This window comes from Brevundimonas sp., assembly GCF_030704825.1.
Classification (GTDB): domain Bacteria; phylum Pseudomonadota; class Alphaproteobacteria; order Caulobacterales; family Caulobacteraceae; genus Brevundimonas.
The window spans coordinates 1-20,938 of sequence record NZ_JAUYNX010000027.1 but is presented as its reverse complement, the minus strand read 5'-3'; the positions used below and the strand labels follow the sequence as shown (position 1 = coordinate 20,938).

The following is a 20,938-nucleotide window of genomic DNA, read 5'->3' as shown; positions in this document are numbered from 1 at the left end:
TACCGAAACCCGGCGATCGACGTCCGGGGGCTTGCTGGTCGCCGGCGCCGCTTCCCGGGCGCCGGGGCGGTCCAGAGCACGCCCGGCGTCACACGGATCGTCCGCCGGTCGACCATCGACCAGGGCCCTTGTCCACCCTTGCCAAAGTTGTCCGGGGGAGCATCATGGGCAGGGGGATCCGGGGAGGTCATCGTGAAATATCTTGTATTGAGCCTGATCGTTCTGGCGGCCGGTGGGACGTCCGCCGCGGCTGAGGAGTGGCATCCGTTCGCCCGCAGCCAGAACAATGTCTTCATGGCCGACGTCGACAGCATCGTCGTGAACGGCGACACCACCACGGTGCTGGCGGCGACGGCGCCCCGCGCCGGCGACGCGGGCGACTACAGCCACACCGTCGAGACCTACGAGATCCAGTGCGGCACAAGCAAATGGCGGACGGCCGGCATGGTGGAATACGGCCCCGACGGCGCGGAGATCGGTCGCTATCCCGAGGAAGGCGCGGCCTGGGAAGACGTGCGCCCCAACACATCGCCGGCGTTCATCAAGGCGATCGTATGCGACGGCGTCCGCGCCCAGCCGCCGATCTGGGCCACCGTCAGGGCTTTCATCGACGCCGGCCGGAACTAGGACCCGGCCGGGTCGTCAGGCGTCCACCGCCGCGTCGAGCGCATTGGCCTGGATGAACTCCCGGCGCGGCTCGACCACGTCGCCCATCAGTTTGGCGAACAGATCCGATGCATCTTCCTGATGCTCGACCTGCACCTTCAGCAGGGTGCGGGCGTTGGCGTCGAGCGTGGTTTCCCACAGCTGTTCCGGGTTCATCTCGCCCAGGCCCTTGTAGCGCTGGATGGCGATGCCCTTCTTGCCGGCGTCGAGGACCGCCTCGAGCAGGTCCAGCGGGCCGCGGACGGTGACGGTCTTGTCCTTGCGCCGGAAGGTGGCGGGCCTGTCGAACAGGCCCTCGAAGGCGGCCGAGCGTTCGGACAGGCGACGGGCGTCCAGCGAGCGGATCAGAGCCTCTTCCAGCACGATGCGTTCGGTGACGGCGCGGCGCACCCGTTCGAAGGCCACGGCCCCCTGGGCGCCGGGCTGGCCGGTCCATTCGCCATCGCCTTCCTCGGCGTAGAGGTTGAGGCGGGCGGCGGCCTTCGACGGGTCGGCGGGGTCCTCGTCGAACAGGCCGGCCAGGGCCGCCTGTTCGACGGCGAAGGCCGGGGCGCGCTGCGACAGGCGGTCGACCCCGGCCTTGAAGGCCTTGGCCTCGCGCACGAGGGCCTGCAGGTCGAGACCCGTGCGGCGCTCGCCGGTCGGCAGGTCCAGCTCGGCCTCGGATGATCCTTCCTCGATCAGGTAGGAGTCCATCTCGGACTGGTCCTTGAGGTAGCGGGACTGCTTGCCCTTGGCGACCTTGTAGAGCGGCGGCTGGGCGATATAGACGTGGCCGCGCTCGATCAGCTCTGGCATCTGGCGGTAGAAGAAGGTCAGCAGCAGGGTCCGGATGTGGGCGCCGTCGACGTCGGCGTCGGCCATCAGGATGATCTTGTGATAGCGCAGCTTGTCGGCGTTGAAATCGTCGCGGCCGATGCCGGTGCCGAGCGCCAGAATGAGCGTGCCGATCAGTTCGGATGACAGCATCCGGTCGAAGCGGGCGCGTTCGACGTTGAGGATCTTGCCGCGCAGGGGCAGGACCGCCTGGTTCTCGCGGTTGCGGGCCTGTTTGGCCGAGCCGCCGGCGGAATCGCCTTCGACGATGAACAGCTCCGATTTGGCCGGATCCTTCTCCTGGCAATCCGCCAGCTTGCCGGGCAGGCCGGCGATGTCGAGCACGCCCTTGCGGCGGGTCATCTCGCGGGCCTTCTTGGCGGCTTCGCGGGCGCGGGCGGCCTCGATCATCTTGCCGGCGATGGCGCGCGATTCCTTGGGGTTCTCCACCAGGAAGTTGCTGAACGACTCACTCATCGCCGAGCTGACCGCCGGCTGCACTTCCTCAGTGACCAGTTTGTCCTTGGTCTGGCTGGAGAAGCGCGGCTCCGGCACCTTGATCGAGATGATCGCGGTCAGGCCTTCGCGGGCATCCTCACCGGCGAAATCGACCTTCTCCTTCTTGGCCAGGCCTTCCTTCTCGATGTAGGCGTTGAGGCAGCGGGTCAGCGCGGTGCGGAAGCCGGACAGATGGGTGCCGCCATCGCGCTGCGGGATGTTGTTGGTGAAGCAGAGCACCCGCTCCTCGTAGCTGTCGTTCCATTGCAGGGCGACTTCCACCGTCACCCGCTCCTGCTGGTTGCTGAAGTGGATGACCGTGGGATGGACTGCAGTCTTGCCCTTGTTGAGGAACTCGACGAAGGCCTGGATGCCGCCCTTGAACTCGAACACGTCCTCACGTCCGGTCAGTTCCTCACGCAGGCAGATGCGGACGCCGGAATTGAGGAAGGACAGCTCGCGCAGACGCTTGGCCAGGATGTCGTAATGGAACTCGGTGAGCTTAAAGATGCTGGCGTCGGGCCAGAAGCGCACTTCGGTGCCACGGCGGTCGCTCGGGCCCAACTGCTTGAGCGGCGTGGCCGGTTTGCCGCAGGCGTATTCCTGCTCATGGGCAAAGCCATCGCGCCAGATCGACAGCAGCAAGCGACTGGACAAGGCATTCACCGCCGAGACACCAACGCCGTGCAGACCGCCAGAAACCTTGTAGGAGTTCTGGTTGAACTTACCGCCGGCGTGCAGCACGGTCATGATGACTTCGGCGGCCGAGACGTTGAACTTGGGGTGCAGATCGACCGGAATGCCGCGACCGTTGTCGGTGACGGTGATGCTGCTGTCCGAGTGCATGATCACGTCGATCTGCGAGCAGTGACCGGCCAGGGCTTCGTCGATGGAATTGTCGACCACCTCGAACACCAGGTGGTGCAAGCCGGAACCGTCATCGGTATTGCCGATGTACATGCCGGGACGCTTGCGCACGGCCTCCAGACCCTCCAGAGCCTGGATACTGGAGGCGTCGTACTTGTTTTCTTGGTCAGACATCGAGATTCCTACTCAATCGCAGCGTGTTCGCTGCTTTTCAGCGCATCTATTGGGGCGTCTCCACGACACCCAGAGTGCCTTGTTCCACGTGGAACAAGCGGTAGTCGGAGGGACTCAGTCCCGCGACGCCCGGTGCAACACGCCATTCTAGCGACGTCACCAGGCTTTGTCCGGGGTAACGCTTTAATGCGGCCAGCAGGCGGTTTTGCCAGTCCTGGGACAGCTCGGCTTCCAGGTCATCGAGCAGGATGACCGGATGCTGTTGGCGATGGCGCGCGACCAGCGCGGCCTGGGCCAGTACCATCGCCACCGACAGCATCTTCTGCTGTCCGCGGCTGACGAAGCTGCGGGCTTCGTGGCCCTCGAATCGCAGCCGTAGTTCGGCCCGATGCGGACCGGCGTGGGTGAAGCCCATTTTGCGGTCGCCCTCAAAACCGGATTCGAGCGCCTTGCTCAGGCTAACGGCTTCGTCCCAGCCGGCCACCAACTGCAAACTGAAGCGGTCGCTGCCCAGCATCTCCATCAACCAGACCCGCGCTTCCTGCTCCAAGACCGTCAGGTGTTCGCGCCGCAATTGATGGAGGGCCTCCCCAGACGCGACCAACTCTGGCTCCCAAGCCTGAATCTGTCGAAGGCTGAGCTTCTGGCGCAGCGCCTGATTGCGTTGCCGCAGTGCTCGCTCGTAGCGACGCCAGAGTCCGAAGAATGACTGTTCCACGTAGAACAATCCCCAGTCCAGATAGCGACGGCGGTAAACCGGGCCTTCCTCAAAAACGCGATGAAGTTGACGGTCAACCAGAGCAACCGGAATCGCCTCGGCGAGTTCGCGGCGGTTCGCCGCTTCATCAAAGCGCTGAATCTGCGCCTCGCCGCGTCGGCAGGAAACACCCCAGATAACTGGGGGTGCAGGAAAGTCATCGCCGCAAACGGCTAGCGAAACCTTGGCGCTGGTCGCGCCTTCGCGGATGACTTCATCCAGACGGCGAGCGCGGAAGCTGCCGGCCCTGGCCCCCAGATAAACCGCTTCGAGGACCGTGGTCTTTCCAGCGGCATTGGCGCCGTGGAAGATATTGATATGGGGATGCGGCTGAAACCGCAGGCGCTCGAAGCTGCGCAGCGATTCCGCTGCTACCTGCGTGATCCGCATCGAATCTGTCGAAGCGCCTCCGGACTAGAGGCGCATCGGCATGACCACGTACTTGCTCTGGGTTTCGCCGGCCTCAAACAGCAGGCCGCTGGCGTCCGGGCCACGAAGCTCAAGCACGAAGTTCTCGGTCTTCATCGCGTCGAGGGCATCGAGCAGATAGGTGACGTTGAAGCCGATCTCCATGCTCTCGCCTTCGAGCTGCACCTCGACCTCTTCCTCGGCTTCCTCGCGCTCCGGGTTCTGGGTCTGGATCCGCAGCAGGTCCGGCTCCAGTTGCAGGCGGACGCCACGAAACTTCTCGTTGGACAGGATCGCAGCCCGCGCCAGGGCCGAGCGCAACTTCTCCCGATTGCCCAGCACGCGACGATCCTGGGAATCCGGAATCACCCGCTCATAGTCCGGGAAGCGCCCGTCAATGAGCTTGGACGTGATGCGCAGGTTGAGCAGCTGCACCTGGATCTGGCCACCACCGATGCTCAGCGTGACCTCGGCATCGCCGCCATCCAGCAGGCGAGCCAGCTCCAGCACGGCTTTGCGCGGCAGGATGATCTGCTGCTCCTCCTTGAGGCCGGTCTCGATCAGTAGCTCCGACATCGCCAAACGATGACCATCGGTCGCCACCGCGCGCACGAAACGCGGGCCAATGTGCAGCAGCATTCCGTTCAGGTAGTAGCGGACATCCTGCTGCGCCATGGCAAACGAGACCCGCTCGATCAGATCGCGCAGGGCCTTGTGCGTCAGGGTCAGCTGCGTGTCCGCCTGGATCCCGGCCAGCGAAGGGAACTCCTCGGCCCCCAGGGTTGCCAGGGTGTAGCGGCTCTTGCCGGAACGCACCAGCATGCGTCCTTCCTCGACCACCTCGAAGCTGATCTCGGCGCCCTCGGACAGGCCTCGCAGGATGTCGTAGAGCTTGCGTGCCGGGGCCGTCACCTTACCGGGCTTGAGGTTCTGGACCGGCGTGCTGACCTCCATCTCGATCTCGAGGTCCGTGGCCCGGACCACCAGTTCCGCGTCCCTCGCTTCCAGGAACACATTGCTCAGGATGGGCAGGGTCTGCCGGCGTTCCACGACCCCTACGACGGTCTGCAGGGCACCGAGCAACTCGTTGCGAACGTGACGGATATGCATGAACTAGAGTCCTCAACAATAACTGTATTAACGCCACATGGATTCGGTGAACAACTTTAGGAAAGTCTTTTTATTCATCGACTTATATCCTCAAACTGCCTCCGCTCCAAGGCCATTTCCAGCCTTATCAGCCTGTGCGCTGCCGGTGGATAAAACCACGGGCCCGTCCTACGCAAAGCTTATCCACAACTTGTCAGCCTTACATCTGCCCTGTCGTGCTCAGTTTGTTAGCTTACGCAACAGGTTGCTGTAATCCTCCCGAACCCGGGGGTCCGACTCCCTCAGTTCGGCCACTTTCCGGTGCGCATGCAGCACCGTGGTGTGGTCCTTGCCGAAGGCATCTCCGATCTCGGTGTAACTGTGCTGGGTCAGCTCCTTGGCCAGGGCCATGGCGATCTGCCGGGGCCGGGCCAGGGAACGGGTGCGTCGGGCGGAAGACAGGTCGTTGAGGCGGATGTTGAAGTAGGCCACGACCTCCTTCTTGATGTTGTCCAGGGTGACTGCGCGGTCGTACACCGCGAACATGTCACGCAGGCTCTCGGTGGCGAACTCGGGGGTTACCTGGCTGCCACTCAAGCGCGCCGTGGCGGCCAACCGGTTCAGGGCCCCCTCCAGTTCACGCACATTGGACCGCACCCGGCGGGCGATCAGGAAGGCAACGTCTTCCTTCAGCTTCAGGCCCTGCTGCTCGGCCTTGCTGAGCAGGATCGCCACCCGGGTTTCCAGGTCCGGCGAATCCACCGGCACCGACAGTCCCCAGGCGAAGCGGGTCTTCAGGCGCTCGTCGAGGCCATCCAACTCCTTCGGGTAGCGGTCACAGGTCAGCACGATCTGCTTGCGGCCGTCGATCAGCGCATTGAAGGTGTGGAAGAACTCTTCCTGGGTGCGCTCCTTGCCGGCGATGAAATGAATGTCGTCGATCAGCAGCGCATCGGCGGTGCGGTAATGGTTCTTGAACTCCTCGGCGCGGCCGAGCCGGATCGAGGAGGTGAACTGGTTCAGCCACTGCTCGGCACCGACGTACACCACCCGCGCCTTGGGATTGCTGCGCAGGATGCTGTGGCCGACGCCGTGCATCAGGTGGGTCTTGCCCAGGCCCGATTCACCGTAGATCAGCAAGGGGTTGTACTGCCCGCCCGGGGCGCTGGCTACGTATTCGGCTGCCGCGCGGGCCTGCGAGTTCGACTTGCCCTCGATGAAGGCGTCGAGCGTGTAGCGCGGATCCAACCGACCGCTGGCGAACGAGCCGTTGACCGCAGCGGCCGCCGGCTCCTCGACCCGCTCGGGGCTTGCTGCGCGTACTGCAGAGGGCGCGCCGACGGTGACGTTGAGGGTCAGGTCGTAGGGCAGCAACTCGCTCAGCGTCCGGCGAATCGCTGGCAGGTAGTCGCGCCGTACCCGGTCCACCACCACCCGGTTGGGCGCCAACAGGGTCAGCTGGTCGGGCGAACGCACCGCATGCAGGGGCCGCAGATAGGCGTTCACCTCCGCTTCCGGAAGCAGGGCTTCCAGCCGGAGCACGCAATCTGACCACAGGGTATCGCCCGACATCGGATGCGCGCTGGAAATAAAGGGGGGCCTCGCAGTCTATCCCGCGAGTTCTGCTGTCTCAATGAAATAAACGGACTGCCCAGGCCAAGGCTGGTGCGCCGTTCGGCCGCCATGATCGTCTAAAACTTGCTCGCTGTGGGTCGACTGCTTACACTTCGCGGCCTTTTTGCATTCTCACCCCCGAGACATCCCATGTCGAAGCGCACTTATCAACCGCACACCGTGCGCCGCAAGCGTACCCACGGCTTCCGCGCCCGCATGGCGACCGCTGGTGGTCGCCTGGTGCTGGCCCGTCGCCGTGCCAAGGGCCGCAAGCGCCTCATTCCGTAAGCGGACTGGAGCAGTTCGGTGAGCCGAGCGCGCTTTCCCCAGCGCGTCCGGCTGCTGACGCCGGCGCAGTTTGACCGCGCCTTCAAGCAGGGGCGCCGTCTACATCAGGGACCGCTCAGCGCCGTGTTGGCGCCCAATGCCCTGGAGCATCCGCGCATCGGCTTCGCGCTCGGCAAGAAATTCGCCAAGCGCGCCGTGCAGCGCAACCGGCTCAAGCGGCTCCTCCGCGAGCGCTTCCGTCACCGCCAGACCGGTCTGCAGGCGGTGGACATGGTGGTGTTCCTCCGCAGCCGGCTGACGGATTCCGCCAACGCCGAGGTCGAGGCGGTGGAGCGGCTCTGGGCCAAGCTCGACAGCACATGCGCCAAGTCCTGATCGTACCCATCCGTGGTTATCAGCGCCTGATCAGTCCGCTGCTGCCGCCGCGTTGCCGTTTCATTCCCAGCTGCTCCAGCTATGCCATCGAAGCGCTGGAGCGGCATGGTGCTGCTCGAGGCAGCTGGCTGGCGGCGAAGCGTATCTGCCGCTGCCACCCCTTGAACGCCGGCGGTTACGATCCGGTCCCCTGAGTTGTACCCCGATCCCGCCTCTCCCGCGAAACAGTAGTAAGGACGCGTCCCGAGCATGGAAAACCGCCGTTTTTTCCTCATCGCCATTTTCGGCGTGCTGCTGTTCCTGACCTACCAGGCCTGGCAGAAGGACCACCCGAAGCCGCTCGTCGCCACGACCCCGGCTGCGGTTTCGACCACCGATGAGCCGGTGCTGGCCGACGTATCCGCAGCGACGGCCACGACCGCAGCGAATCCGCAGCCGGCGCCCGCAGTGGCCGAGCAAGCGCCCGCCGTCAGCTCCAGTGCCCGACTGCACGTGGTCACCGACAAGCTCCGCCTGGACATCTCTCTCGCCGGCGGCGACCTGCGCCGGGTCGAGCTGATTGGCTACCCGGTGTCCAAGGCGCAGCCGGACATCGACCTCGCGCTCATCAGCGAGGAAGACCCGCACTTCTTCATCGTGCAGAGCGGCCTGGCCGGCAGCGACAAGCCGCTGGTGACCGCCAACACCCTGTTCAGCTCGCCGGCCACCAGCTACACCCTGGCCGAGGGCAGCGACAGCCTCGACGTCCCGCTGGAAGCGGTCGGCGCCGACGGCCTGCGTCTGCGCAAGCTGTATCGCTTCAAGCGCGGCAGCTACCAGATCGAACTGGTGCAGACCCTGGTCAATGGCAGCGCCGCGCCGGTGCAGGCCTCGCCCTATGTGCGCATGCAGCGCAGCCCGGTCGCCGCCGGGCCGGAGGTGCCGTTCGTATCGACTTTCCTCGGCCTTGGTTTCTACGAGCAGAAGGAAAGCGGCGGCTACCGTTTCCGCAAGATCGACTTCAAGAAGCTCAACAAGGAGCCGCTCGAAACCAGCCAGACCGGTGGCTGGCTGGCCATGCTGCAGCACTACTTCATCGCCGCCGTCATTCCGCCTGCGGGTGAAAAGGCCAGCTACGCCGGCAAGCCCAGCAGCGTGAAGGGCTATCTGGGCCAGTACCACGGCCCGCTGCAGGCGGTGGCGCCGGCCGGCGAGCAGAGCTTCAGCACCGGCCTCTATATCGGCCCCAAGCTCCAGGGTCATCTCGACAGCATCGCCCCCGGTCTGGAGCTGACCGAGGACTACGGCATCCTCACCCCCATCGCCAAGCCCTTGTTCTGGCTGCTCGCCAAGCTGCACGCGCTGTTCGGCAACTGGGGCATCGCCATCATCCTGCTGACCCTGATCGTCAAGGGCCTGATGTACAAGCTGTCGGAAGCGCAGTTCCGCTCGATGGCGAAGATGAAGAAATTCGCGCCGCGCATCACCGACATCCGCGAACGCTACGCCGGGGATCGCGAACGTCTGAACAAGGCGATGATGGAGCTCTACACCAAGGAGGGCTTCAACCCCCTGGCCGGCTGCTGGCCGCTGCTGGTGCAGTTCCCGGTGTTCATCGCCCTGTACTGGGTGCTGCTGGAATCGGTGGAACTGCGCCAGGCCAGTCTCGGCCTCTGGCTCAATGATCTCTCCGCGCCTGACCCTTTCTACGTGCTGCCGGTGCTGTTCGGCATCTCCATGTGGCTGCAGCAGAAGCTCGGCGGCCAGATGGCGACCATGGACCCGATGCAGCAGCGCATGATGCAGTTCATGCCGATCGCGCTCGCGGCCTTCTTCACCTTCTTCCCGGCCGGCCTGGTGCTGTACTGGTTCGTCAGCAATGTCATCAGCATTGCCCAGCAGTGGTACATCACCCGCAAGCTGGAGCACGAGACAGTGGCGAAGGAAGCCGCCAAAAAGTGAGAGCTTGTGAATAAACCTACTGCGCTGCCCATTCGCGCACTTGGCCCAAGCGGGACTGGCACTGCCAGTCCCGACGCGGGGCCAAGTGCCATGCGGTGCTCGCAATCCTCACGCACTGTAGTGCGCTGCGGTTTCTGTGCTCCTATTCCTTGCGACTGGGCATGCTCGCTACGGTTTCTTCACAAGCTCTGAGTCATCGGCGGCGCTGGACAGGCGGATGAATCCCACCGACACCATCGCCGCCATCGCCACCGCCGCCGGGCGCGGCGCGGTTGGCATCCTGCGCCTGTCCGGGCCCGCCGCGTTCGCCATCGCCGAGCGGATCACCGGCAGCCTCCCGCCGCCGCGCCAGGCCGGACTGCGGCCGCTACGTGATGACGCCGGCCGGGTGCTGGATCAGGCCCTGGTGCTCTGTTTCCCCGGCCCCGCCTCGTTCACCGGCGAGGACGTGGTCGAGCTGCAGGGCCACGGCGGCCCGGTGCTGCTGGCCGAGCTGCTGCGGGTCGCGGTCGCTCGGGGCGCGCGCATCGCCGCGCCGGGCGAGTTCTCCGAACGCGCCTATCTCAACGGCCGCCTCGATCTCGCCCAGGCCGAGGCCATCGCCGATCTCATCGATGCCGCCTCGACCCAGGCGGTGCATGCCGCCCAGCGCACGCTCGATGGCGAGTTCTCGCAGCGCATCCACCGCCTGGTGGCGCAGCTCACCGAGCTGCGCGTATTTGTCGAGGGCGCGCTGGATTTCTCCGACGAGGACATCGACTGGCTGGCCGACGCCCGACTGGCGGAGCGCCTCGCCGCTGCCGAAGCACTGCTCGCGGACACCCTGGTGCAAGCCGCCCAGGGCCGGCGCCTGCGCGAGGGCCTGAGCGTGGCCATCGTCGGCCAGCCCAATGTCGGCAAATCCACCCTGCTCAACGCCCTCGCCGGCTTCGACGCCGCCATCGTCTCCGAGCAGGCCGGCACCACCCGCGACCTTTTGCGCGAGCACTTGGTGCTCGACGGTCTGCCGATCACCGTGATCGACACCGCCGGCCTGCGCGAGACCACCGACCCGCTCGAACAGGAAGGCATCCGCCGCGCCTGGGCCGCGCTGGAAAAGGCCGAGTTGGCGCTGTTCCTGGTCGACGACCGCCAAGGGGTCACGGCCGAGGACGAAGCCCTGCTGGCGCGGCTGCCGCCGATGCCGCGCCTGCTGCTGCGCAACAAGTGCGATCTCGCCGGTCATGAACCTGCGGTACTGGAGCCGGGCCGCGAGTTGCGGCTGTCGGCCCGGGCCGGCCTCGGGCTGGAGTTGCTGGTGGCCGCGCTGAAAGCACAGGCCGGCCTGTGCGATGTTGGCGAAGGCCTGTTCCTGGCCCGGGCCCGGCATCTTGAAGCCCTGCGCGCCGGCAGCCTGCACCTGGGGCTGGCCCGGCAGCGGCTGCGCGAAGGCGCGCACGCGGAGCTCGCCGCCGAAGAGCTGCGCCTGGCCCAGCAGGCCCTGGGCCGGATCACCGGCGCGCAGAGCAGCGACGAGCTGCTGGGCGAGATTTTCCGGCGCTTCTGCATCGGCAAATGACGTCCGGCACTGCTAGGCTTTTGGCATGAAACCGTATGCCTACTGCCCGCAGTGTTCCAAGCCCCTGACCGATGCCGAGCACGGCGGTCGCGTTCGCCGCGTCTGCGTCGATACCAGCTGCGGCTTCATCCACTGGAACAACCCGGTGCCGGTGGTGGCGGCGGTGGTCGAGCACGAGGGCAAGATCATCCTTGCCCGCAACGTCGCCTGGCCGGCCAGTTTCTACGCCCTGATCACCGGCTTTCTGGAGCAGGGCGAGTCGCCGGAAGTCGGCGTGCAGCGCGAGGTCGAGGAAGAGCTGGGCCTCACTCCCCAGGGCGCGAACTATATTGGCGTCTACGAGTTCGTCCGCAACAACCAGCTGATCGTCGCCTACCACGTCCCGGCCACCGGCACCGTCCGACTCAATGAGGAGCTGGCGGACTGGAAGCACGTCGCCTTCGGTGACGTCCGGTACTGGCCCGCCGGCACCGGCTATGCGTTGCGCGACTGGTTGCGCACCAAGGGCTTCGAGGCGCCGGCGATGGAGCTGCCGCGGCGCTGACGCCGCAGCAGGACCCCGGAACAGTGCACAAGACCTCAAGCTTTGAATTAAGGTAAGTCCACTCAGGGTCGAGTCTGCACGGCAAGGATGCCGAAGCCTTCCTGCGGAGTTTCGCCATGTCCGTTCGCACCCGTTCCTGCCTCGCCCTATTGCTGCTGCTCGGCGCCGTCACCGGCCATGCCGCCGAGCCGGCCAGCGCCACGATCAGCCCGGCTGCTCCGGCCACCAGTTTCGAGAGCGGACCCTTCCTGACCTCGGGCGGGGTGTTCTGCTCCTTCACCGATGGCTGTGACAGCTACGAGCTGAACGTCGAGCTGCCGGCTGACTACGCGATGACGAATCCGCAGGCGCAGGTTCGCATCGGCCTGGGTTGGGACTTCAAGCTCGACCTGTTCACCTTCACCCTGACCGACATCGATAGCGGGGAAGCGGTGGTGACCAGCGACAGCACCGACCTTGGCTCGATGACCCTCTATTTCCCGGCCGGCAGCGGCAGCCGTCACCTGCGGCTGGACATCACGCCGCTGGCCGCCAACAACAGCGTCGTCTTCGGTCGCGTCAGTCTGGAGCCGGGCAATGGCGATGGACTGCTGCCCAATCCCATCGGCGCCGGTATCCCGCGCTACCAGGTGTACGCCCCGCCGGAAGGTCTGTCCGGCAACACCGGCGAACCCTCGGTGGGCTACAACCCGCTGAGCAAGCAGTCCTTCATCCTGTCCGGCCTCAAGACCCTTTTCCTGAAATACCCGCAGGATCTCGAACCGGCGCAGCCGCAGGCCTGTGACGGCGAATGGGAGAACCGCAGCAGCCCGCTGACCTCGGTCACCACGCTCGATCCGATCGGCGTCACCGACTCGCTGGTGCGCGGCCACGAGACCGGCCGCACTTGGATCGGCCAGCTGGCCGGCGCCAACAGCGTGATGGCCTACTCCGACGACGACGGCGCTACCTGGATTCCCAACCAGGGCGGACCCTTCGCCTCCGCGGTCGACCACCAGACCATTGCCGCAGGGCCCTACCCGCCGCCGCTGGATGCGATCCCCAACCCGCTCTACCCGAACGCCTTCTACTACTGCGGTCAGGACATCGCCTTCGCCTCCTGCGCGCGCTCCGACAACGGCGGCCTGACATTTGGCGCGCCGACGCCGGTCTACACGGTGGCCCAGTGCGCCGGCATCCACGGCCACGTGCGAGTTGCGCCGGATGGCACCGTCTACCTGCCGAGCAAGGCCTGCGGTCCCAATGTTGCGATCAGCGTCTCCACCGATGCGGCCAGCACCTGGACCCAGCGCCCGGTGCCGGACAGCGCACCAGCGATCCGCGACCCCTCGGTTGCCATCGCCACCGACAACACCGCGTACTTCTGCTATTCCGACGGCGACCGCAATGCCCGCGTCGCCGTCACCAAGGACCGTGGCGCCACCTGGGAGCGCGTGGTCGATGTCGGCAAGGACATGGGCATCAAGCATGTGATGTTCACCCACGCCATTGCCGGCGACGGCGACCGCGCCACCTGCGCCTACGTCGGCACCAACACCGAGGGCAATCCGGTGTCGCTGGACTTCCCCGGCGTCTGGTACCTGTATTTCTCGACCACCTACGACGGCGGCCAGACCTGGACCACGATCAATGCCACGCCCAACGACCCAGTGCAGGGCTTCGGGGGCATCTGGAACTCGGGTGGCGGCAACCCGAATCGCAACCTGCTCGACTTCAACGAGATCAGCATCGATGCGCAAGGCTATCCGCTCTACGGCTACGCCGATGGCTGCATTGGCGCCTGCGACCGCAATCCCTCGCTCAACCCCTTCGCGGCCTTCCCGAAGATCGCGCGCCAGGTGGGCGGCAAACCCTTGTATGCCGAGTTCGACCCGGTCGAACCGCGCGCGCCCGCCAATGCCTGTCTCGCCGGCAGCCGCACGCCGGAACGCACCCAGCTGACCTGGAAGCCGCCGGAAAACGGCGGCGCGGCGATCAGCCAGTACCGCGTGTTCCGCGGCACCGCGCCCGGCACGGAGAGCTTTGTCGGCACCACCGCCGGCACCCCGGGCTATGTCGATCTCACGGCCGACCCGACGGTCGAGAAGTACTACTACAAGGTCACGGCGGTGAACGCACAGGGCGAGGGTATCGCCAGCAACACGGTCGAGCTGCCCATTGTCGTGCCGGAGGCGCAAACCAGCTGCGCGATTCCCGGCCTGCGCTTGGTCACCGATGCCGTCGGTGACGGCACGCTCGATGGCGCCGACCTGATCTCGCTCAGCATCGCCGAGCCGCCGGACGCCGCCGACAAGCTGATCGTGCAAATCAAAGTCGCCTCGTTGGCGGCGCCGGTGCCGACCGGCATGTATACGGTGCTGTTCCACACTCCGGACCAGCCGCTGACCAATCCCAACGACCGCTTTGTCGGCATGGTCAGCGACGGCGCCCAGATGAGCTTTGTCTACGGCAGCCGCACCGAGACCGTGGTGGCGGTGGCGGTAGTGCAGCAGTACACGGTCGAAGGCACGCTCGACCCGGCCAGCAGCGCCACCGACGACGGCACGATCTCCCTGGTGGTGCCGCGCGCCCTGTTTGATCTCAAGGACGGCGACCTGCTCGCCGCTGTCTCGGCCAATGTCCATGTCGGCGCGCTGGCACAGGGCACCCACATCGTGCGTAGCACCAACGTGCTCGACTCCGCCGAGGCATCCGACCCCTACGAGCTGCGCGCCGGCGATTTCTGCCGCACCAACACCGCGCCGACCGCGCGACTCGCTGTGACTCCGGCCAAGGGCGGCGCGCCGCTGATGTCGATGCTCGACGCCAGTGCCAGCAGTGACGCCGAGGACAGCCTGATCGAGTACGTGTTCGATCCGGGCGACGGTACCCCGCAGGTGGTGCAGTCCAGCCCGAGGCTGGCGCACAGCTACACCCGCGACGGCAACTACCGCGCCAGCCTGCAGGTGCGCGACTCGCGCGGACTGGTCAGCCCGAACGTCGCGGCCGGGATCGTCGAGGTCGCAGGCAGCTCCGGTAGCAGCTCGGGCGGAAGTTCGGGCGGCGGCGACGGCGAGGGCCGCTTTGGCGGCGCCTTCGGCCTCAGCGGTCTGTTCGCCCTGCTGCTGCTGGCGATGCCACGAATCCGTCGGCGGCGCCTGAAGGCGGCTCGCGGAGACGCCGTGTGAGCTGCCGCAGGTTGAGAATCTGCGGCAGCGCGCGATCGGCTTCGCGGTAGATCAGGCTCAGCCGCGCCCTGGCGCTGATGCCCTGGATGGGCCGGTAGGTCACGCCCTCGATCTGCATCTGCTGCATCGAGGCCGGGACGATTGACACGCCCAGTCCGGAGGCGACGAGGTTGACGATGGAAGTCACCTGCGATGCCTCCTGCACCACCCTCGGGCTGAAGCCGGCGGCGTGACAGGCCTGGATGATCTCGTCGTGCAGACCGGCACCGACCGGACGCGAGAACAGCACGAAGGGCTCCAGCGAAAGCGCCAGCAGCGGCAGGCGCTTGCGCCGCGCGAGCGCGTGGCCGGCCGGCAGCGCCACCAGCAGCGGCTCTTCAAGCACCGGCTCCACGCACAGGCCTTCGCCGGAATCGAGCAGCGGCCGCACGAAGGCCACGTCCACGGTTTCGTTGCGCACGGCGGCGGCGAGGGCCGGTGTAGTGCGTTCCTCCAGGCTCAGCGCCACCTCGGGATAGCGCCGGCGAAACTCGCGGATCACCCTCGGCACCAGCGGATGAAACGGTGCGGAGTTGATCAGCCCGACGCGGATGCGGCCCTGCTCACCACTTGCGACACGGCGCACGCGCTCGATCGCCTGCTGCGCTTCACGCAGGATGCGGCGGGCGTCGTCGAGAAAAGCCTGGCCGGCCGGGGTCAGCGCGACGCCGCGCGGCAGGCGGTGGAACAGCGGCGCGCCCAGCTCGCGCTCCAGCTGCTGGATCTGCTGCGACAGCGGCGGTTGGCCGATGCCCAGGGTCTTGGCGGCGCGGGTGAAGTGCCGCTCCTCGGCGACCGCGACGAAGTAACGCAGGTGCCGTAGCTCCATGAGCCATACCTATAACAGATGACAAGACGCGCTTTCATATATTGGACGTATCGTCGGGTCGAGGTCTACAGTCCCGAGTCGAATTCGCCGGTAAGGAGAGCGGGGCCATGGCAGAGCAAACACCGAGTGCGGACACCGATCCGCAGGAGACCCGGGAATGGCTCGACGCCCTCGCCTCGGTGCTGCAGCGCGAGGGCCCGGAGCGCGCCCACTTCCTGCTCGAAACCCTGAACGAGAAGGCGCGCCGCAACGGCACCTTCCTGCCGTTCTCGGCCAATACCGCCTACATCAACACCATCCCGCCGCACCTGGAGGCGCGCTCGCCCGGCGATCACGCGCTGGAGTGGAAGATCCGCTCGATCATCCGCTGGAACGCGCTGGCGATGGTGGTCAACAGCAACCGCGAGCACGCTGGCATCGGCGGCCACATCGCCACCTTCCAGTCGGCGGCGACGCTCTACGACGTTGGCTTCAACCATTTCTGGAAAGGCGCCGACCACGAACTCGGCGGCGACCTGATCTATGTGCAGGGCCACAACACGCCGGGCCTCTATGCCCGCGCCTTCGTCGAGGGCCGCCTAGGCGAGGAGCAGCTTCACCGCTTCCGCATGGAAGCCCTGGCACCCGGCCTGTCGAGCTATCCGCACCCCTGGCTGATGCCGGACTTCTGGCAGTTCGCCACGGTGTCGATGGGCCTGGGCCCGATCCAGGCGATCTACCAGGCGCGGCTGATGAAGTACCTGCACAACCGGGGCGTCGCCAACATGGAGGGCCGCAAGGTCTGGTGCTTCTGCGGTGACGGCGAGATGGACGAGCCGGAGTCGCTGGGCGCGCTCGACATAGCCGCGCGCGAGAAGCTCGATAACCTCATCTTCGTCGTCAACTGCAACCTGCAGCGCCTCGACGGCCCGGTGCGCGGCAACGGCAAGATCATCCAGGAGCTGGAAGGCGCCTTCCGTGGTGCCGGCTGGAATGTCATCAAGCTGATCTGGGGCAGCGCCTGGGACCCGCTGATCGCTCAGGACACCAGCGGCAAGCTGCTGCAGGCCTTCAACGAAACGGTCGACGGCGAGTACCAGAACTACAAGGCCAAGGGCGGCGCCTACACCCGCGAGCACTTCTTCAAGAAGTACCCGGAGCTGGAGCGGATGGTGGCGACCTGGAGCGACGAGCAGATCGGCGCGCTCAACCGGGGCGGTCACGATCCGCACAAGGTCTACGCCGCCTATGCGGCGGCCAGTGCTCACACCGGCACACCGACCGTGATCCTGGCCAAGACCGTCAAGGGCTATGGCATGGGCGAGGCCGGCGAGGGCCAGAACATCACCCACTCGCAGAAGAAGGTGGGCGAGGAAGCCTTGAGGAAATTCCGCGACCGCTTCCAGCTGCCGCTCACCGACGAGCAGGTCGCCAACACCCCGTTCTACCGGCCGCCGCCGGACTCGCCCGAGGTCAAGTACCTGCAGGAACGCCGCAAGGCCCTGGGCGGTCCGCTACCGGCGCGCAAGGTGATCGAAGAAACGCTGGAAGTGCCGGCGCTGCAAGCCTTCGACAAGCTGCTGCAGGGCAGCGGCGAGCGCGAGATCAGCACCACCATGGCCTTCGTGCAGCTGCTGCAGACGCTCTGCCGCGATCCCAAGGTCGGCAAGCGCGTGGTGCCGATCGTGCCGGACGAGGCGCGCACCTTCGGCATGGAGGGCATGTTCCGCAGCCTCGGCATCTATTCCGTGGTCGGCCAGAAGTACAACCCGGAAGACGCCGAGCAGCTGTCCTTCTACAAGGAAGACATCAAGGGCCAGATCCTGGAAGAGGGCATCACCGAGGCCGGCTCGATGTCGAGCTGGATCGCCGCCGGCACCAGCTACGCCAACCACGGCGTGGCGCTGATGCCCTTCTACATCTTCTATTCGATGTTCGGTTTCCAGCGCGTGGCGGATCTCGCCTGGGCCGCTGCCGACATGCGCACCCGCGGCTTCCTGATGGGCGCCACCGCCGGCCGCACCACGCTCAACGGCGAAGGCCTGCAGCACGAGGACGGTCACAGCCATACCTTCGCCAGCGTCATCCCCAACTGCCGGACCTACGACCCGGCGTTCGCCTACGAACTCGTCGTGCTGATCCAGCAGGGCATGAAGGAGATGTACGCCGAACACCGGGACGTCTACTACTACCTCAGCGTCTACAACGAGAACTACCAGCAGCCGGCGATGCCGGCCGGCTGCGAGAGCGGCATCGTCCGCGGCATGTACCTGCTGAAGCCGGCCGAGGGCGCGGTGAGTGGCCCGCACGTGCAACTGCTCGGCAGCGGCGCGCTGTTGCGCGAGGTGCTGGCTGCGGCCGAGATTCTGAAGGCCGATTGGGGCGTGAGCAGCGATGTCTGGAGCGTGCCCAGCTTCACCGAGCTGGCGCGCGATGCCCAGGACTGCGAGCGCTGGAACCTGCTGCATCCGCAGGCCACGCCCAGGGTCGCCTACGTCACCGAATGCCTGACCGGCATGACTGGCCCGGCCATCGCGTCGAGCGACTGGATTCGCGCCTGGCCCGAGCAGATCCGCGCCTATGTGCCGATGCCCTATCACGTGCTCGGCACCGACGGTTTCGGGCGCAGCGACAACCGCCCGGCGCTGCGCGACTTCTTCGAGATTGACCGCCGCTGGGTGACCATCAAGGCGCTGAAGGCGCTCGCCGAGCAGGGCGCGATCCCGGCCGAGCGGGTCACGCAGGCGATCAAGATCTACGGCATCAAGCCGGAGCGTGTTGCTCCGTGGAAGGCCTGAAGCCATGAGCAAGCTCCTGGAGGTGAAGGTTCCGGACATCGGCGGCAGCAGCGATGTGCCGGTGATCGAGGTGCTGGTGAAGGACGGCGACGTCATCGAGAAGGACGCCGTCCTGCTCGTGCTCGAATCCGACAAGGCGACCATGGAAGTACCGGCGCCAGCGGCCGGCACCGTGCGCGGGCTGGCGGTGAAGGTTGGCGACAAGCTCTCGCAGGGGAATCTGATCTGTCAGCTGGAAGTGGCGGGCGAAGCAGCCGCGCCGGCTCCCATGGCACCGCCGCCTGCGCCCTCGAAGGCCGCAGCGCCGGTTGCATCGCCCACATCGACACCGGCTGTACCGGCCGCTGCCGCTGCCGGCCCGGATCGTCTCCCGTCTCCCGTCTCCCGTCTCACCGTGACCGTCCCCGACATCGGCGACTTCAAGAACGTGCCGGTGATCGAGGTGCTGGTCGCCGACGGTGCCCACGTCGAGAAGGACGCGCCGCTGATCGTGCTGGAGTCGGACAAGTCGACGATGGAGGTGCCGGCACCCGCTTCCGGCATCGTGCGTGGGCTGAAGGTGAAGAACGGCGACAAGCTCAATCCGGGCGACTTCATCTGCGAACTGGAGAGTGCCGGTGCCGTGGCTGTCAGCGCGCCGCCTGCACAGAGCGTCCCCTCCCCCCTCGCGGGGGAGGGCAAGGGTGGGGGGGCTGTCGCTGTGAAGAGCGAACCTCCGAAGCAAAGTCCCCCCCCACCCCAACCCTCCCCCACGTTGGGGGGAGGGAGCCAAGCAGTGCCCGCTGCGGACGCCGGCCACGCCGGCCCCGCCACCCGCAAGTTCGCGCGCGAACTCGGCGTCGATGTCGCGCTGGTGAAGGGAAGTGGCCAGAAAGGCCGCGTCACCGTCGAAGACGTGCAGGCTTACGTGAAGTTGCGTATGTCCGCGCCCCAGACTGCGTCTGCTGCGATAACCGCCGGAGGCAGCGGCATCCCACCGATTCCGGCGCAGGACTTCAGCCAGTACGGCCCCATCGAGCGCAAGGAGCTGGCGCGCATCCGCAAGCTCAGCGCCGCGCACCTGTCGCGCAGCTGGCTCAACGTCCCGCACGTCACCCAGTTCGACGAGGCCGACATCACCGAGCTGGAAGCCTTCCGCAAGACCGCCAGCGAGGACAGCGGCGTCAAGCTCACCCTGCTGCCCTTCCTGATGAAGGCGGTTGGCGTGGCGATGAAGGCATTCCCCGAGTTCAACAGCTCGCTGGCTCCCGAAGGCGATGCGCTCATCCTCAAGCAGTACTGCCACATCGGCTTTGCCGCCGACACCCCGAACGGCCTGGTGGTGCCGGTGGTGAAGGATGTCTGGAGCAAGGGCATCGTCCAGCTGGCGCAGGACTGCGCCGAGCTGGCCAAGAAGGCGCGCGACGGCAAGCTCAAGCCCGACGAGATGCGCGGCGGTTGCTTCTCGATCTCCAGCCTCGGCGGTCTCGGCGTGACGGGTGGCTTCACGCCCATCGTCAACGCGCCGGAAGTCGCCATCCTCGGCGTCAGCAAGGCGACGATGAAGCCGGTCTGGGACGGCAAGGCCTTCCAGCCGCGGCTGATGCTGCCGCTGTCACTGTCCTATGACCATCGTGTCATCGACGGTGCCTATGCCGCGCGCTATACCGTGGCCCTGGTGAAGCTGATCGGCGACCTGCGGCGCCTGGCCCTGTAAAGTGCCCTGGCGTCCGCGGGCGGGGCCGCGGCGCCACAACCAGAACTCCACACGCAAGGGAAAGCCATGAGCAGCGACACCGCGTTCGAATACCGCATCGAAGGTTCCGACCTGCAGTACGTGCAGCTCACCCTGCCGCCGGGCGGGGCCGCCGTCGGCGAGCCGGGCTCGATGATGTTCATGGACGACGCGGTGACCATGGACACCGTGCTGGGTGATGGCGCCAACGAGCCCTTCTTGTCGCGCATCGTCGGCGCCTTCAAGCGCGCCTTCACCGGCGAGAGCATGTTCTCGACGCTGTTCCACAACCCGACGTTGCAGCCGCAGCGGGTCGCTTTCGCCGCGCCCTCGCCCGGCAAGATCATCGCCATTGATCTGGCCGAGAACGGCGGCGCCATCATCTGCCAGAAGGGTGCCTTCCTCGGCGGCACCCAGGGCGTGCGGGTCGGCATCGCCTTCAAGAAGCGCCTGCGGGTCGGCTTCTTCGGTGGCGAGGGCTTCATCATGCAGAAGCTCAGCGGCAGCGGCCTCGCCTTCGTGCACGCCAGCGGCACCCTCACCGAATTCAGCCTGGGCCCCAACGATGCGCTCAAGGTCGATACCGGCTGCCTGGCGGCGCTGCAGACTTCGGCGACCTATGACATCCGCTACGTCGGCAAGGCCAAGACTGCGCTGTTCGGCGGCGAGGGTCTGTTCTTCGCCCACCTGAAGGGACCGGGCCAGGTCTGGCTGCAATCGCTGCCGGTGCAGCGGCTGGCGAAGGGCCTGTTCGCGCACGCCTTCCGCGCCAAGTCGCGCTCGCCGCTGGGCATCCTGTACCTGATCTTCATCGTCA

Annotated in this window: 16 protein-coding genes; 11 read left to right on the top strand and 5 right to left on the bottom strand. The window is 66.4% G+C overall.

Annotated elements, in window-relative coordinates:
- Positions 1 to 192: 192 nt before the first annotated feature.
- On the top strand, positions 193 to 627 hold the full coding sequence (locus Q8Q71_RS13645; RefSeq protein ID WP_305760149.1) for a surface-adhesin E family protein: 435 nt from the start codon (positions 193 to 195) through the stop codon (positions 625 to 627).
- 15 nt (positions 628 to 642) lie between these two features.
- Here Q8Q71_RS13645 and gyrB read toward each other — a convergent pair whose 3' ends face one another.
- The 4 genes from gyrB to dnaA form a co-directional block, all read right to left on the bottom strand.
- Entirely contained in the window at positions 643 to 3,027 is a 2,385-nt protein-coding gene (gene gyrB / locus Q8Q71_RS13640) for a DNA topoisomerase (ATP-hydrolyzing) subunit B (RefSeq protein WP_371315966.1), read from the bottom strand.
- Between the two features lie 40 nt (positions 3,028 to 3,067).
- Positions 3,068 to 4,168: a DNA replication/repair protein RecF gene (locus Q8Q71_RS13635; protein WP_305760147.1), complete on the bottom strand. Its 1,101-nt coding sequence runs from the start codon at positions 4,166 to 4,168 to the stop codon at positions 3,068 to 3,070.
- A gap of 24 nt (positions 4,169 to 4,192) precedes the next feature.
- Positions 4,193 to 5,296, bottom strand: a complete 1,104-nt coding sequence (gene dnaN, locus Q8Q71_RS13630) for a DNA polymerase III subunit beta (protein WP_305760146.1) — start codon at positions 5,294 to 5,296, stop codon at positions 4,193 to 4,195.
- 219 nt (positions 5,297 to 5,515) lie between these two features.
- Entirely contained in the window at positions 5,516 to 6,847 is a 1,332-nt protein-coding gene (dnaA, locus tag Q8Q71_RS13625; RefSeq protein ID WP_305760145.1) for a chromosomal replication initiator protein DnaA, read from the bottom strand.
- 192 nt (positions 6,848 to 7,039) lie between these two features.
- Between dnaA and rpmH the strand changes: the two genes are divergently transcribed.
- The 7 genes from rpmH to Q8Q71_RS13590 all read left to right on the top strand — a co-directional run bounded on the left by rpmH (position 7,040) and on the right by Q8Q71_RS13590 (position 14,762).
- Entirely contained in the window at positions 7,040 to 7,177 is a 138-nt protein-coding gene (rpmH, locus tag Q8Q71_RS13620) for a 50S ribosomal protein L34 (RefSeq protein WP_305760144.1), read from the top strand.
- A gap of 18 nt (positions 7,178 to 7,195) precedes the next feature.
- Positions 7,196 to 7,552 carry a ribonuclease P protein component gene (rnpA, locus tag Q8Q71_RS13615; RefSeq protein ID WP_305760143.1) on the top strand — a complete coding sequence of 119 codons (357 nt, stop codon included), beginning with the start codon at positions 7,196 to 7,198 and terminating at the stop codon, positions 7,550 to 7,552.
- Positions 7,537 to 7,746 (top strand): membrane protein insertion efficiency factor YidD, encoded by a 210-nt coding sequence (yidD, locus tag Q8Q71_RS13610; RefSeq protein WP_305760142.1) that lies wholly within the window; start codon positions 7,537 to 7,539, stop codon positions 7,744 to 7,746. The genes rnpA and yidD overlap by 16 nt, the downstream gene beginning before the upstream one ends.
- A gap of 55 nt (positions 7,747 to 7,801) precedes the next feature.
- On the top strand, positions 7,802 to 9,493 hold the full coding sequence (gene yidC, locus Q8Q71_RS13605; RefSeq protein WP_305760141.1) for a membrane protein insertase YidC: 1,692 nt from the start codon (positions 7,802 to 7,804) through the stop codon (positions 9,491 to 9,493).
- Positions 9,494 to 9,710: 217 nt separating this feature from the next.
- Positions 9,711 to 11,051: a tRNA uridine-5-carboxymethylaminomethyl(34) synthesis GTPase MnmE gene (mnmE, locus tag Q8Q71_RS13600; protein WP_305760140.1), complete on the top strand. Its 1,341-nt coding sequence runs from the start codon at positions 9,711 to 9,713 to the stop codon at positions 11,049 to 11,051.
- A 25-nt stretch (positions 11,052 to 11,076) separates the two neighbouring features.
- Positions 11,077 to 11,595 (top strand): NUDIX hydrolase, encoded by a 519-nt coding sequence (locus tag Q8Q71_RS13595; protein ID WP_305760139.1) that lies wholly within the window; start codon positions 11,077 to 11,079, stop codon positions 11,593 to 11,595.
- 116 nt (positions 11,596 to 11,711) lie between these two features.
- A complete protein-coding gene (locus Q8Q71_RS13590) occupies positions 11,712 to 14,762 on the top strand; it encodes a PKD domain-containing protein (protein WP_305760138.1) in 3,051 nt (1,016 codons plus the stop codon).
- Here Q8Q71_RS13590 and Q8Q71_RS13585 read toward each other — a convergent pair.
- Complete coding sequence (locus tag Q8Q71_RS13585; RefSeq protein ID WP_305760137.1) at positions 14,677 to 15,630, bottom strand: LysR family transcriptional regulator; 954 nt, start codon at positions 15,628 to 15,630, stop codon at positions 14,677 to 14,679. The genes Q8Q71_RS13590 and Q8Q71_RS13585 overlap by 86 nt on opposite strands.
- A gap of 107 nt (positions 15,631 to 15,737) precedes the next feature.
- Between Q8Q71_RS13585 and aceE the strand changes: the two genes are divergently transcribed.
- The 3 genes from aceE to Q8Q71_RS13570 all read left to right on the top strand — a co-directional run.
- On the top strand, positions 15,738 to 18,407 hold the full coding sequence (gene aceE, locus Q8Q71_RS13580; RefSeq protein WP_305760136.1) for a pyruvate dehydrogenase (acetyl-transferring), homodimeric type: 2,670 nt from the start codon (positions 15,738 to 15,740) through the stop codon (positions 18,405 to 18,407).
- Between the two features lie 4 nt (positions 18,408 to 18,411).
- A complete protein-coding gene (aceF, locus tag Q8Q71_RS13575; protein WP_305760135.1) occupies positions 18,412 to 20,103 on the top strand; it encodes a dihydrolipoyllysine-residue acetyltransferase in 1,692 nt (563 codons plus the stop codon).
- A 66-nt stretch (positions 20,104 to 20,169) separates the two neighbouring features.
- Positions 20,170 to 20,938: TIGR00266 family protein (locus Q8Q71_RS13570; RefSeq protein ID WP_305760134.1), on the top strand; the 769-nt coding region annotated here is incomplete at its 3' end.

What these genes read in the sequence shown, in the direction of transcription:
- Q8Q71_RS13635 (WP_305760147.1), bottom strand. Translation starts at nt 4,168, where the DNA reads ATGCGGATCACGCAGGTAGCAGCGGAATCGCTGCGCAGCTTCGAGCGC.
- dnaN (WP_305760146.1), bottom strand. Translation starts at nt 5,296, where the DNA reads ATGCATATCCGTCACGTTCGCAACGAGTTGCTCGGTGCCCTGCAGACC.
- dnaA (WP_305760145.1), bottom strand. Translation starts at nt 6,847, where the DNA reads ATGTCGGGCGATACCCTGTGGTCAGATTGCGTGCTCCGGCTGGAAGCC.
- rpmH (WP_305760144.1), top strand. Translation starts at nt 7,040, where the DNA reads ATGTCGAAGCGCACTTATCAACCGCACACCGTGCGCCGCAAGCGTACC.
- yidD (WP_305760142.1), top strand. Translation starts at nt 7,537, where the DNA reads ATGCGCCAAGTCCTGATCGTACCCATCCGTGGTTATCAGCGCCTGATC.
- yidC (WP_305760141.1), top strand. Translation starts at nt 7,802, where the DNA reads ATGGAAAACCGCCGTTTTTTCCTCATCGCCATTTTCGGCGTGCTGCTG.
- mnmE (WP_305760140.1), top strand. Translation starts at nt 9,711, where the DNA reads ATGAATCCCACCGACACCATCGCCGCCATCGCCACCGCCGCCGGGCGC.
- Q8Q71_RS13595 (WP_305760139.1), top strand. Translation starts at nt 11,077, where the DNA reads ATGAAACCGTATGCCTACTGCCCGCAGTGTTCCAAGCCCCTGACCGAT.
- Q8Q71_RS13590 (WP_305760138.1), top strand. Translation starts at nt 11,712, where the DNA reads ATGTCCGTTCGCACCCGTTCCTGCCTCGCCCTATTGCTGCTGCTCGGC.
- Q8Q71_RS13585 (WP_305760137.1), bottom strand. Translation starts at nt 15,630, where the DNA reads ATGGAGCTACGGCACCTGCGTTACTTCGTCGCGGTCGCCGAGGAGCGG.
- aceE (WP_305760136.1), top strand. Translation starts at nt 15,738, where the DNA reads ATGGCAGAGCAAACACCGAGTGCGGACACCGATCCGCAGGAGACCCGG.
- aceF (WP_305760135.1), top strand. Translation starts at nt 18,412, where the DNA reads ATGAGCAAGCTCCTGGAGGTGAAGGTTCCGGACATCGGCGGCAGCAGC.